Source organism: Pseudarthrobacter sp. O4, from assembly GCF_050157025.1.
Classification (GTDB): Bacteria; Actinomycetota; Actinomycetes; order Actinomycetales; family Micrococcaceae; genus Arthrobacter.
This window is the reverse complement of record NZ_CP189591.1, coordinates 3,465,344-3,477,447: the sequence shown is the minus strand read 5'-3', so window position 1 is coordinate 3,477,447 and position 12,104 is coordinate 3,465,344. Positions and strand designations below refer to the sequence as shown.

Below are 12,104 nucleotides of genomic sequence, written 5' to 3'. Positions count from 1 at the left end.
CACCTGCATTTTGCCAAGGATGTGGGAGTTTTCGCGAGTGGATGCGGTTAACTCTGCGTGTCGTGACCCACTATGACAGCCCAAACCGGAGTGCGCGGGGGATCAACGCACCGGTACCCGTGAGTAGCTTCGATCGTGAGAAGGCGACGGGCCCTTCGCCCCGGGGTGCTTCCGGTTACAGACCTACGACGGCGTGCTTGGGCAGTCCTTCATAGACAGTGGGTTCGAGGCGGCACGTGGCGTCAAGTTGACCCGCCAGGGAGTAAAGGCCTGGCCGGTTCTGGCCAAACTGGAAGACCCGGTACAGGTGGAACTGCCCGGCAGCTTCCTGGCTGAAGTCGAGTTCATTCCGGGTCACAAGGAACGGCCACTCTTTTCGTCTACGGGTGGTCTTGACTTCGATGAAGCGTTCTCGGCCATTTTCATCGAAGGAGAGCACGTCGTACCCCATGCCGTCGCCCTGGCTCTGGGAGACATGGTCGATTTTGGCAGCCAGTTTTGGTTTACCTGCCAATTCCAATCTGCGCGTTTCATAGCCGACGACGGCAAGCTCACCCGCCAGTCCCAGCTCCCTCTTATCCGCCTCCAGACGGACAAAATTCACCCTTCCGGCCCTGCGATGGAAGACCTTTTCCTCGAATTCCACGTCGGGGGCCGGCTCGAGATGCAGCAGTAGGTCAATCGCCGCCGGCAACGGCTCGTCCAACTTCTGGAGCATTAGCGCATCAAGGTCCGTCTCTTCCAAGCGGCGGCGGATTACTTCCCGGCGAAGGGATTCCTGGACGTTACGCCGCGGCTTGTAGCCGTCGATATAAAACGAATTCATGGATTCCAAGACCGCGCTGATGTTTGCATGCTTGAATTCAATGGAACCCTTACTCCGACCGATCGAGGCCTGGAGCTTCTTATTCTCTGCGCTCTTGTTGAATCCGCGGCCGAGCAACTCTTCCCTCAACATGCTGAAGTAGCTCTCGACAGTCAGTGCAATCTCAGCGTCCGTCCATGGTTTCCCGATTTCCCCCATTTGCATGAGGCCAGGCTATCCGGAATTCCTGGCGATCAGCGGTTCTTCGAGTTCGTGGTGCCCGTACAATTCATCAGCGGCTCTGAACATTAAGGAAGTCGAGCAGGCCTTGAACAATATCGTCCGTCAGTTCAGGGTCTGTTCCTTCAATGGAGCCGGTCCGCACCAGGTAGTGCTGCCCGTCCGGCGCCTGTGCATGCCTATCCTCAGCCCAGATTTAGTGCCCGGACGCCGCCAGCTCGGCCAGCAGTTCCGTCTTCCGTTCCTCGCTCGCGAAGGAGGAACGGATCGAGTTCGCCGCCATTCGCACGAAGTCGAACTCGGACAGCCCGATCACCGACTTCAGCTGCGCGAAGTTGTCGTCCACGTACCCGCCGAAATACGCCGGATCGTCCGAGTTCACGCTCACGTTCAGCCCGGCCGCGAGCATCGCCGGCAGCGGGTGCGCAGCCAGGGTGTCCACCGCCCTGAGCCGGACGTTGGACAGCGGGCACACGGTCAGCGGCATGAGCTCGTTCACCAGCCGCTCCACCAGCTCGGGGTCCTCCATGCACCGGATGCCGTGGTCGATCCTTTCCACACCCAGGATGTCCAGCGCGTCGATGATGTACGACGGCGGGCCCTCCTCGCCGGCGTGCGCAATCCGGTGCAGGCCGGCCTCCCTGGCACGGGCAAAAAGCCGCTCGAACTTCGCCGGCGGGTTGCCCACCTCGGCGGAATCCAGGCCGATTCCGGCGATCGGGGCTCCCATGGCGAGCAGCTGCTCCAGCACCTCCAGGGCGGATTCCTCGGCGAGGTCGCGCAGGAAGGCCGCGATCAGCAAGGTGGAGATGCCGAACTCCTCGCGGGAGGTCGCCAGCACCGATGCCACTCCGTTGACGCAGGTCTCCAGCGAAATCCCGCGGGACAGGTGCGCCTGCGGGTCCAGCATGATCTCGGCATGCCTCACCCCGGCGAGCCCCGCCCGGGCCAGGTATGCCCGGGTCATGTCGGCGAAGTCCTGCTCGGTCTGCAGCACCGCCATGTTGGCGTAGTAGAGGTCCAGGAAGGACTGCAGGTCCGTGAACTCATAGCGCGAGCGCAGCTCGTCCAGGTCCGCATACGGCAGCTGGATCCCGTTGCGTTCGGCCAGCGCGAAAATCAGCTCGGGCTCCAACGTTCCCTCAATGTGCAGGTGCAGCTCCGCGACCGGAAGCACGCCGTTGACTCCCTCGGGGATTTCGGCCGGCTCAGGCGCCGCTCCGCTGTCGGGGTCTGTCGCGGCCGCATCAGTGCCGGCGTCCGCGCCGCCGTCGTTAGGTTCCATCCGGCAAGGATATGCCCAGCGCAACCCTGTGGGGCGGACAGAGTCGGACCAATGCAAAGTGAACAGCATGCTGCCGATTTGCCCAGCAAAGGCGGGCGGCATCAGGCGGGCGGCTGACAACCCGCAGAAACGACGACGCCGGAGCGCGCCCTTGCGGGCGGGCCCCCCCGTCGATTCGCCTTCTTGGTTGGACCGGCTCAGGCGGCGCGCGGAATTTCGCGGACGATCCGGACCTTCCAGGCGGCGTCGTCGCTGGTATCCAGCAGGGCCACGGTGCCCATGGCGAGGTGGAGAGCCACCCGCTTGGCACCAAGGAGTTCGAGGTAGAGGTTTTCGTTCATCCGGGCCGGCGCGTCAATGACGTACTTCACGGCGTCGCGGACCTTGCGGTAGTTGGCGCTCTGTTCCCGGTGCAGGTGCAATTCCAGCATCCGGCGCTGCCGGATCCGTGGTTCGTGGCGGTTGAGCCAGGACACCGCGGCGTGGACCGCCACCACGAGCGTCAGCGAGATGACGTAGATCTCCCAACCGCTGGAGAGCAGGAACAGCGGCAGGTTGGCGATCGCTACAACGGCGATGAAGAGGCGGAGCGCCAGCAGGCGACGCATGGTGAGTGCCACGGAAGCGATAGCCGCCCGGAAACCGTGCTGCTCTTTGCGGGCAGCCTCCGGGTCGATCGTGAACTCTTCCAGCACCAGAATCCCGTTGGCGTCCGGGCTGAGCAGTTGTCCGTACTTGGGCGCTATCAGCGCCGCAGATGTAGTTATTGATTTGTTCGACATGGGGCGTGCCTCCCGGGCGGCAGGGGTGTTTCGTGCTAGTTTACGCGCCGAAGCTGAGAGCCGCCTGTCCGGTTCCGAAATGTGAACACGCTCACCAGGAAGCCTCTGCAATTGGTGCATTTGGTCCGGGGCCTCAAACTGGAGAGATGCAGACCTTTCTCCCCTTCCCGGATTTCCAGCAGAGCGCCGCGGTACTGGACCGCGAGCGGCTCGGCAAGCAGCGCATCGAAGCGTTGCAGATCCTGCGTGCGCTGGTGATCCCGGAGTATGGCTGGCAGTCGCACCCGGCCATCCGGATGTGGATGGGGTACGTTCCGGCGCTGACGCTCTACGGCCTGTCAGTGGTGGACGAATGGACGGCCCGCGGCGGCGAGGACACCACCCGGGACAAGATCATGGAGTTCGCGCCCCAGGCAGCCCACCCCGACTACGCCGCCAAGATCCCCATGCCGCAGTGGCTCGGCGATCCCGAGCTGCACCTGAGCCACCGCTCCAAGCTGATCGCCAAGGATCCGCGCTTCTACACGCCCTTGTTCCCCGGTACGGAAGCGGACCTGGAGTACGTCTGGCCCGAGCCGAAGCTCGAGCTGCTGCCGGAGGATCCTTCCGGCGAGCGTATCTGGGTACTCCGACTGCCGCTCGGCGACACCGCGCCCGAGCAGCTGAAGACCGTCAGCCTGCCGCCGGTGGGACGTGCGAAGACTACCTCCGAGGAGGAGGACTACCAGTTCGTGTACGCGGACTCGGGCGCCCGCCGCCCGGCCAAGGTACGCAAGCTGCCGCCGAAGCAGCTCGTCAAGAAGCCCACGCGCAAGCGGCAGCAACAGGAAGAGGCGTTCAAGACCCTCCCGGGCAACTCCGTGGTCGCCATCCCGGTCCATGGCGGCAGTTCCTTCGCGATAGGCAAGGTCCTGGGCCGTCCGATCACCGTGGACGGCCAGTTCGCGCGCAACTTCCAGGTCGACGAGATCCTGGACCGCTCGGCCTTTGACTACCCGGCTCTGCTGCAGGATCCGCGGGCCTTCTTCCCGATTCCCGCAAGGTAACCAGCACAAGAACGCCCGACGCCGGTCCGGCGTCGGGCGTCAGGCCCCAGATCCAACGTCGGGCGGCCGGCTGCGCCGGCGGCTGCGGCGAGGAGTGCGGCGGAGGCAAGGACCTTGCTGGACGTGGACTTGAGGCTGAGACCCATCAGATATCCGTTTCGTGGAGCCGGCCGCAGAAGACCGGGAAGTAGTTGTGTCTGCCAGCCTCACTGGCTGACCCTGACAACAATGCCCGGCCCCCTCAAGGCAATGCTTCAGTGGTCGACAAGATCACTTCAAGATTCGCTCAAGCCCGACCGTAGCGCTTCCCATTGCTTTTCCTGAACACTGCTTTTCCTGAACACTGCTTTTCCTGAACACTGGCAGACTGGGCCTATGACTGTTCTGCTGGCCGGTTGCGGCGATCTGGGGACCGAGGCCGGGTTGCTATTTGCAGCGGCCGGCCACCGCGTGGTGGGCTGGCGTCGCTCGCCGGAGAAACTTCCGCCGGCCCTTGAGGGCATCCGCACCGACTTGAGCTCCGGCGTACTGCCGCCCATCCCGGCGGACACCTCCGCCGTCGTCGTCGCAATTGCGGCGGACTCCCCCACGGAGGATGCCTACCGGGCCGCCTATGTGGACGGGCTGTCGAACGTGCTGGACGCCCTGATGGCCTCCGGGGCCGGCATCCGCCGGGTCCTGTTTGTCTCCTCCACCGCGGTCTACGGCGACGCTGGCGGCGGCTGGATTGATGAACGCACGACGCCGGAACCCGGCGGGTTCTCGGGCCGCATCCTCCGCGAGGCGGAGGAACTGCTCTACCGCCGCCTGCACGGCACGAGCATCACCCCGGTGGTGCTGCGGCTTGGCGGGATCTACGGTCCAGGCCGGACCCGGCTGATTGACCAGGTGCGCGGCGGAGCGGCCGTGATTCCGGCCGAACCGCGCTTCACCAACCGCATCCACCGCGACGACGCCGCCGCCGCAATCGTCCAGCTGTGCACCATGGACGCAGTTCCCGGGCCTGTGTATCTGGGCGTCGACAACGAACCAGCCGAGCTGGGAGAGGTGCTGAGCTTCCTGGCGGCCGAGCTGGGACTCCTCCGGCCGGCGTCGTCCTCTGCTGACCCCGGCGGAGAGCCATCGCGCGGCGGCAACAAACGCTGCAGCAATGCGCTGCTCCGGGCCACCGGTTTCGAATTCCGGTACCCGAGTTTCCGCGAAGGCTACCGGGACGTTCTCGCCGGCGTCGGTGTGCGGCACCCCTAAGACCTGCGTTGGACATCACTGCCTACTTCTCCGGGGGACCCATGGATTTTCAGCACATTATTGAGACGGTCGGACGCTTCATGGACTTCGCCGGCGTGGCCGTTATGGTGGTCGGCGCTGTCGTGTCCATCCCGATGGCGTTGCGCGGGTTCCAGCCACGGCGCCTGCCTGCTGGATCCGAACCGCTCTCCATCTACCGCTCCTACCGACAGCTGCTGGGCCGCTCGATCCTGCTGGGGCTGGAGCTGCTGGTCGCGGCCGACATCATCCGGACCGTCGCCGTCACGCCAACGTTCGAGAGCGTGGGGGTGCTCGCCATTATCGTGCTCATCCGGACGTTCCTGAGCTTCTCGCTCGAGCTGGAAATCACGGGGCGTTGGCCGTGGCAGAAGCAGCCCGCGGGTTCCTCCGCCGCGTCAGCTGCGGGCTGAGAACCCTTTCGGGTGTCGCAGGCTCCGGCTAGGCTCGGGAAATGACTGAAAACGCCAATTCCCTTGCCGCCAAAGCCACTGAATTGCTCCGCCTCCACCAAGCACCCGAAATCCTGCAGGTCATCAACGTCTGGGACGCCATTTCCACGAAGGTGGTCGCCGACGTGCCAGGCATCGCTGCCCTGGCCACGGCCAGCCATTCGATCGCCGCTTCGCGCGGCTATCCGGACGGCGAGAAAATTCCGGTCACAGAAATGATCGACGCCGTCCGGCGGATCGCGGCCTCGACGTCGCTGCCGGTCAGTGCCGACCTCGAATCGGGCTACGGGAACCCTGGCGAGACGGTGCGCAAAGCGATTGGAGTTGGCATTGTCGGCGCCAACATCGAGGACCAGATGCGTCCGCCCGGCGATGCCGTGGAGCAGATGCGGGCCGCGGCCCGCGCAGCCGAAGCCGAGGGCATCGACTTCGTGCTCAACGCCCGCACCGACGCCTTCTTGAAGGGCAAGGACCGGGACCCCTCCGCGGTGCTTGCCGATGCCATTGAGCGGGGCCGTGCCTTCCTCGACGTAGGGGCGACGACCGTGTTTGTGCCGGGTCTGTTGGACGAGGCCACCGTCACCGCACTGGTGGAGGGTATCGGCTGGAACAAGATTTCGGTCATCAACGGGCCCGGTTCCCTGGCCCCGGCAAAACTTCAGGAACTTGGTGTGGCCCGCATTTCATACGGCCCATGGACCCAGCGCGTGGCGCTGACCGCCTTGGCCGATGCCACGGCGGAGCTGCTGGCCGGCGGGGCCCTGCCGGAAGGAACCCGGCCGCTGAACTGACGGGCGAGGGCTCCGAAACCAATGGACTCCGCGTCTATTGGGCTCCCGGAGCCTTCTCACCATGCCGACCGAAGCGGGATGATCCGAATTGGCGTAGATCCTTGGCCGGATGCACCCGAACTTCCGACGCCCATCATCATGTACCAGCGGTGGATGGACGCCGTCTTCCTGCATTGGCGCATCCCTGAGGCCGTGGCGGCGTCGTTCATGCCGCAGGGCGTCGTGCCGGACGTCTTCGACGGATCCGCCTGGGTGGGGCTGATCGGCTTCCGCATGCAGGGTGCTGGACTTGGTCGCGGTCCTGGTATCCCGTATTTCGGGAGCTTCAACGAGATCAACGTGCGCCTCTACTCCCGGGAGCCGGACGGCACCCGTGGTGTAGTTTTCCTGAGCCTGGATGCTTCGCGCTTAGCTGTGGTGCTGGCCGCGCGGGCGGCCGGGATTCCCTATGTGTGGTCGCGTGCGAGCTTCCTTGGTGCGGATTCATTGGATCCCAATGGCCGCACCGCCGTCGCCGGGACCGCCGGAGCCGAAGGGTCCGCCGGGTCCACCGGGTCCACCGGGTCGGCCGGGTCCGCCGGGTCGGCTGGGTATTCGGTGCGCCGGTTCCGGGGCGGCGCCCGGAGCGATTTCGCGGTAGCCGCAGAGCTCGACGTCGAAGCCGCCGATCCGCTGTCGATCCATCTTACGGCCCGGTTCGGACTGCATACCCGGTTCAGGGGCCGGACCCTATATGTCCCCAACGCGCACAGTCCGTGGACGCTGTACCGGGCGCAAGTGACTCTGCTTGGGGACGAGCTGGTGGGCGCTGCTGGCCTCAATGTCGCAGGACCACCGGAGTCGGTGTTGTATTCGCCGGGGGTCCGCACACAGTTTGGCCCGCCGCGGGTCTTGGATCGCGCGTCCTGAATACTGCCTCCTGACTTCTGCCTCCTGAATTCTGCTTCCTGAATTCTGCCGGACGGCAAGGAATGGGCGGCCGCACCGGCCGCCACCCATGAGCGGGGCTAATAATGTCGTACCCCCTTGGTTGAGTTGGGTTATGGAAGCCGTCAGGGATTTCATTCCTTTCCAGGACGCGGACCGGGGCGCAGCCCCGGTCCCGCGGCCCGGCGTGGACGGCGCCCTGGCGATGCTGCAGGACGTGGGTTCGACGGCGGTGCAGGACGCGGCGGCCTGGGGATTCCAGGCCGCGTCGGATTTCGCCGGCCGGGTGGAGGAACTCTCGCGGACGGTGGAGTATCTGCAGCTCGTGGCCGCCGCCGCCGTGGACCGGACCCGGAAACAGGCCGCCGCCGCGGCCTCGGCCGTCACTGTCGGCGGCTCGTGGACCACCGGCTGGCGGGACAGCCCCGGCGGCTGGGAGACCACGGAGACCTCCGTGGCCGCGGATCCTGCCGGGACCACGGAAGTGCCCGCGTCGGCTGCGGCGGCCGCGGATGACGCGTCAGCCGTGGCGGCGGTGGATGACGGTTACAAGAATACCGAGGAGTTCCTGCGGGCCAGGCTGCGGATCGGGGCGTCCGAGGCCCGGCGCCGGCTCTGCCTCGCCCGGGGACTGCTGCCCCGCCAGGGACTCACCGGCCTGCCCCAGCCCCCGGTCCACGCGGAGCTCGGCGCCGCCGTCGCCGCCGGAGAGATCGCGTCCCGGTCCGCGAGCATCATCACCGCGGCCCAGGACCGGGTCCGGCACCTCTGCGACGCCGAGGCCGCCGGCCGGATGGAACACGCCCTGACCCGCACCGCGGCAGAGCACGATCCGGACTTCCTGGTCCGCGTCGCCCGGGGCTGGACCGAGGCCCTGGACCAGGACGGCGCCGAGCCCTCCGAGAAACTCCTCCGCCAGCTCCAGGGCGCCTTCATCCGCCCGCCCCGTCACGGCCTCCAGCACCTCGAGATCTTCGCGACCACCGAACAGTTCGAACACCTCCTCACCGTCATGAACACCGCCACCAACCCCCGCACCACCGCCACCGCCCCGGCTTCCGCCGGAACGGATGTCGCGTCCGCGGCAGACGGTGAGGAGTCCGGGCTCAGCCCTGCCGCAGGTGAGACCGACCGTGGTTCGAGTGCTGCCGGCGCTGGAGCTGCCGGGGGTGTTTCGGCGGCCGGTGCTGGGACTGCTGGTGTTTCGGCGGCTGCCGGTGTCCCTGGGGATGCCCCCGCAGCCGCCGGTCCGGTAGAGGACCCCGCGCTGCCGGGCCTGGACCTCCGCTCGCGGCCGCAGAAGCTGCTCGACGGCCTGGTCGGTGCCTGCAAGGTCGCACTCGCCGCCGGATCGCTGCCCGCCGCCGGTGGGCTCCGCCCCCAGGTCATGGTCACCATCGACTACCGGGACCTGCTCACCCGGCTTCAGGACTCCACATGCGCCTCGGCAGACACCGGACAGCCGGGGGCGGGCACCGGGTCGCTGCTGTTCACCGGGCCCGTCACCGCCTCCACCGTCCGCAAGATCGCCTGCGACGCGGACATCATCCCGGTCCTGCTCGGCGGCGACGGCCGGATCCTGGACATCGGCCGGGCTTCCAGGATCTTCCCGCCGCACATCCGCAAAGCCCTCACCGCCCGCGACCAGGGTTGCGCCTTCCCCGGCTGCACCATCCCCGCACCCTGGTGCGAGGCCCACCACATCAGCTACTGGTCCCGTGGCGGGACCACGGGAACAGAAAACGGGGTCCTGCTCTGTTCCCACCACCACCATCTGATCCACAAGGAACAATGGACCATCCGGCTCACGACAGGGATTCCCTGGTTCATCCCGCCACCACACCTGGACCCCCGCCAACGCCCCCGCCGCAACCACTATTTCCGTCCCGCAGACCCAGGCACGGCCGCATGACAGCGGTGCCTCCTGACCCGGTGCCGCGGGCCCCGGCAGCGCCCCAGCGAGCCTCCAAACCTGCAGCGGAATCTGCCACGATCTAACTACCCGCAAACACGCTGCGAACGAGGAGGCCGAACATGCTCAGCCGCTATTACGTCAATCCGATCCTCCCGGCAAAGGACGGAGACCGCGCCCGGAGCTTCTACCGTGACGTCCTCGGCCTGGATCTTCTCACTGGCCCCACGGACGACCCCATGGTGTTCGGCGCCGCGGGAGGCTCGAGCATCGCCCTCAGCGAGATGCCGGACCGCGTTCCGCCGCCATACCCTGTGGTCAGCTTTATGGTCACCGGCATCGAGGAGCTCGTTGAGTCGCTGAAGGCCCGGGGCGCGACGTTTCAGCCGCTCTCAGCCGCCAGCTTCGCCGGCGTGGAGGGGAAGGCGGTCGGCGACGTCATGGACTTCGGCCAGGCCAAGTCGGCCTTCCTGAAAGATCCGGAAGGCAACCTGATTGCGCTCAACGAGTTCATTGGCTGAGCGTCCTGGTACGGTCGGGCGCTTCCAGCCGGCTACCGCCCCGCGGCGTACCCCTGCGCGCCCCTCGGATTGGCGGCTGCCTGCAGGACCCCGGTTTCGGGATCCCGCAAGACGGCGGAGAGCCGCCCGAGCGCCCAGTCGCCAGCCCGGGTCACAACGTGCCCGCGGCGCTCCAGCCCCGCGATGACGTCCTCACCGAGCCGGTCCTCGACGACGGCGCCGCCTGGTTCCCAGGCGGGCGGCCAGAACGAGCCGGGCATCGACGTCGTATGGAACGTCGGTGCGTCGATCGCCTGCTGTGGCGAGTACCCGCCCACGATGGTGCGCAGCAGGTGCGGCAATTGCCATTGGTCCTGCTGGTCGCCGCCGGGCGAACCCATCGCGTGGACGCACTCATCCCGAACGTGCCTTGCAGCGTGGGACGGGTGGTGAACGGCTCCGGGCGCGTGAACGGCACAGGAGCCGGGCGGCGCGAGCGGCCAAGGACACCTGTCACCACGGTGTCAGCCAAACAGGGCTGCCACCCGGGTGAGCGTCTCGTACACGCCGTAGGCGAGCGGCACCCCTACCAGGGCCCACGCGGTGGTCAACTTTCCGGTGGACGGTTTTCCGGGTGATTCGTTTGCTGCACTCATCTCAAGCCTCCAGGGCGGGTTCTTCGGACCGGACGCGGTCGGGACGGGGTTCGTGGAAGCCCGCATCCACCGGCTTGACCAGGAGGTTGGCCACGAAGCCGATCACCAGCAGCCCCACCATGGTCAACAGTGCGGGCTGGTAGGACGCGGCGTTCAACTGCCCCGGCTTGCCCTGGGCGTCCAGGAAAGCGTTTACGATCAGTGGTCCGGCGATACCGGCCGCGGACCAGGCCGTCAGGAGCCGGCCGTGGATGGCCCCCACCTGGAAGGTGCCGAAGAGGTCGCGCAGGTAGGCCGGGACGGTCGAGAAGCCGCCGCCGTAGAAGGAGATGATCACAAACGCCAGGAGCACGTAGAGGGCCGTGGTTGTGGACCCGGCCAGCGCCAGCACGGTGTAGAGCACGGCACCGACGCCGAGGTACACCATGTAGATGCGCTTGCGGCCGGTCGCGTCCGAGGTCGCGGACCAGGCGAAGCGGCCGGCCATGTTGCCGATGGAGAGCAGCCCGACGAAGCCGGCGGCGACGCCGGCGCTGACCAGGGACACGCCGTCGGACTGGCGGAAGAAGTCCTGGATCATCGGCGCGGCCTGTTCCAGGATGCCGATTCCCGCCGTGACGTTGCAGAACAAGGCGATCCAGACGAGCCAGAACTGCTTGGTCTTGACCGCGTTCTTGGCCGAGACGTTGTCCGTGGTGACGAGTTTGGAGGCCTTGACCCTGGACTGGTCGAAGCCGGCCGGTTTCCAGCCCTCGGCGGGGACCTTGATGGTGAAGGCGCCGAAGAGCATGTAGGCCAAATAGACGGCGGCGAGGGTCAGGAAGAGCTTGCCCACCGAGTCGCCGCTGGCCACCCAGCCCTTGGCGCCGGAGTTGGGATCGTACATCTTGAGCAGTGCCGTAGAGACCGGGCTGGCGATCAGCGCACCGCCACCGAAGCCCATGATGGCCATGCCCGTGGCCAGTCCTGGACGGTCGGGGAACCATTTGATCAGGGTCGAAACCGGGGAAATGTAGCCGATGCCCAGGCCGATCCCGCCGACGAAGCCGTAACCGAGGTAGACGAGCCAGAGCTGGCCGCTGAAGATGCCGAAGGAGCCGATCAGGAAGCCGCTCGCCCAGAACACGGCCGAGGTGAACATCGCCTGGCGCGGGCCTTTCCTATCCACCCAGGTGCCCATGATGGCAGCCGAAAGGCCCAACATCACGATCGCGATGGAAAAGATCACGCCGATCTCCGTCAGGCTGGCGCCGAAGTGCTTCACCAGCGCCGTCTTGTACACACTCGTCGCGTACGCCTGGCCGATGCACAGATGCACAGCGAGCGCTGCGGGAGGCACCAGCCACCGGTTGAATCCCGGTGGGGCGATAGTTCGTTCGCGATCCAGCCAGCCCATAATTGTTCCCCTTGCTCGTCAACGACATCGATGTCCAGCGACACAG

At 66.5% G+C, this 12,104-nt stretch carries 12 protein-coding genes and 1 pseudogene; 7 read left to right on the top strand and 6 right to left on the bottom strand.

What is annotated here, in order from left to right:
* Positions 1 to 175: 175 nt before the first annotated feature.
* The 3 genes from ACQCSU_RS16220 to ACQCSU_RS16210 all read right to left on the bottom strand — a co-directional run bounded on the left by ACQCSU_RS16220 (position 176) and on the right by ACQCSU_RS16210 (position 3,112).
* Positions 176 to 1,030, bottom strand: coding sequence for a DUF3883 domain-containing protein (locus ACQCSU_RS16220; RefSeq protein WP_426976290.1), 855 nt, complete (start codon positions 1,028 to 1,030; stop codon positions 176 to 178).
* Between the two features lie 211 nt (positions 1,031 to 1,241).
* Positions 1,242 to 2,330 (bottom strand): adenosine deaminase, encoded by a 1,089-nt coding sequence (locus ACQCSU_RS16215; protein WP_426976289.1) that lies wholly within the window; start codon positions 2,328 to 2,330, stop codon positions 1,242 to 1,244.
* A 197-nt stretch (positions 2,331 to 2,527) separates the two neighbouring features.
* Entirely contained in the window at positions 2,528 to 3,112 is a 585-nt protein-coding gene (locus ACQCSU_RS16210; protein WP_426976288.1) for a hypothetical protein, read from the bottom strand.
* A gap of 146 nt (positions 3,113 to 3,258) precedes the next feature.
* Here ACQCSU_RS16210 and ACQCSU_RS16205 point away from each other — a divergent pair, with 146 nt between their 5' ends.
* The 7 genes from ACQCSU_RS16205 (at position 3,259) to ACQCSU_RS16175 (ending at position 10,027) form a co-directional block, all read left to right on the top strand.
* Complete coding sequence (locus ACQCSU_RS16205) at positions 3,259 to 4,158, top strand: MSMEG_6728 family protein (RefSeq protein WP_426976287.1); 900 nt, start codon at positions 3,259 to 3,261, stop codon at positions 4,156 to 4,158.
* Between the two features lie 375 nt (positions 4,159 to 4,533).
* Positions 4,534 to 5,406, top strand: a complete 873-nt coding sequence (locus tag ACQCSU_RS16200) for an SDR family oxidoreductase (protein WP_426976286.1) — start codon at positions 4,534 to 4,536, stop codon at positions 5,404 to 5,406.
* A 41-nt stretch (positions 5,407 to 5,447) separates the two neighbouring features.
* Complete coding sequence (locus tag ACQCSU_RS16195) at positions 5,448 to 5,837, top strand: DUF1622 domain-containing protein (RefSeq protein WP_426979817.1); 390 nt, start codon at positions 5,448 to 5,450, stop codon at positions 5,835 to 5,837.
* 41 nt (positions 5,838 to 5,878) lie between these two features.
* On the top strand, positions 5,879 to 6,667 hold the full coding sequence (locus tag ACQCSU_RS16190; RefSeq protein ID WP_426976285.1) for an isocitrate lyase/PEP mutase family protein: 789 nt from the start codon (positions 5,879 to 5,881) through the stop codon (positions 6,665 to 6,667).
* 153 nt (positions 6,668 to 6,820) lie between these two features.
* Complete coding sequence (locus ACQCSU_RS16185; RefSeq protein ID WP_426976284.1) at positions 6,821 to 7,576, top strand: YqjF family protein; 756 nt, start codon at positions 6,821 to 6,823, stop codon at positions 7,574 to 7,576.
* 133 nt (positions 7,577 to 7,709) lie between these two features.
* Positions 7,710 to 9,506 (top strand): DUF222 domain-containing protein, encoded by a 1,797-nt coding sequence (locus tag ACQCSU_RS16180; protein WP_426976283.1) that lies wholly within the window; start codon positions 7,710 to 7,712, stop codon positions 9,504 to 9,506.
* 122 nt (positions 9,507 to 9,628) lie between these two features.
* The gene (locus ACQCSU_RS16175) at positions 9,629 to 10,027 is read left to right on the top strand and encodes a VOC family protein (protein WP_426976282.1); all 399 of its coding nucleotides are present in this window, start codon (positions 9,629 to 9,631) and stop codon (positions 10,025 to 10,027) included.
* A 32-nt stretch (positions 10,028 to 10,059) separates the two neighbouring features.
* On the opposite strand, the pseudogene ACQCSU_RS16170 reads toward ACQCSU_RS16175, so the two are convergent.
* The 3 genes and pseudogenes from ACQCSU_RS16170 to ACQCSU_RS16160 form a co-directional block, all read right to left on the bottom strand.
* Positions 10,060 to 10,416 (bottom strand): annotated as a pseudogene (locus ACQCSU_RS16170) (gamma-glutamyltransferase); the annotation flags it as partial.
* Between the two features lie 114 nt (positions 10,417 to 10,530).
* Positions 10,531 to 10,662, bottom strand: a complete 132-nt coding sequence (locus ACQCSU_RS16165) for an MFS transporter small subunit (RefSeq protein ID WP_426976281.1) — start codon at positions 10,660 to 10,662, stop codon at positions 10,531 to 10,533.
* Between the two features lies 1 nt (position 10,663).
* Positions 10,664 to 12,058, bottom strand: coding sequence for an OFA family MFS transporter (locus tag ACQCSU_RS16160; protein ID WP_426976280.1), 1,395 nt, complete (start codon positions 12,056 to 12,058; stop codon positions 10,664 to 10,666).
* Positions 12,059 to 12,104 lie beyond the last annotated feature (46 nt).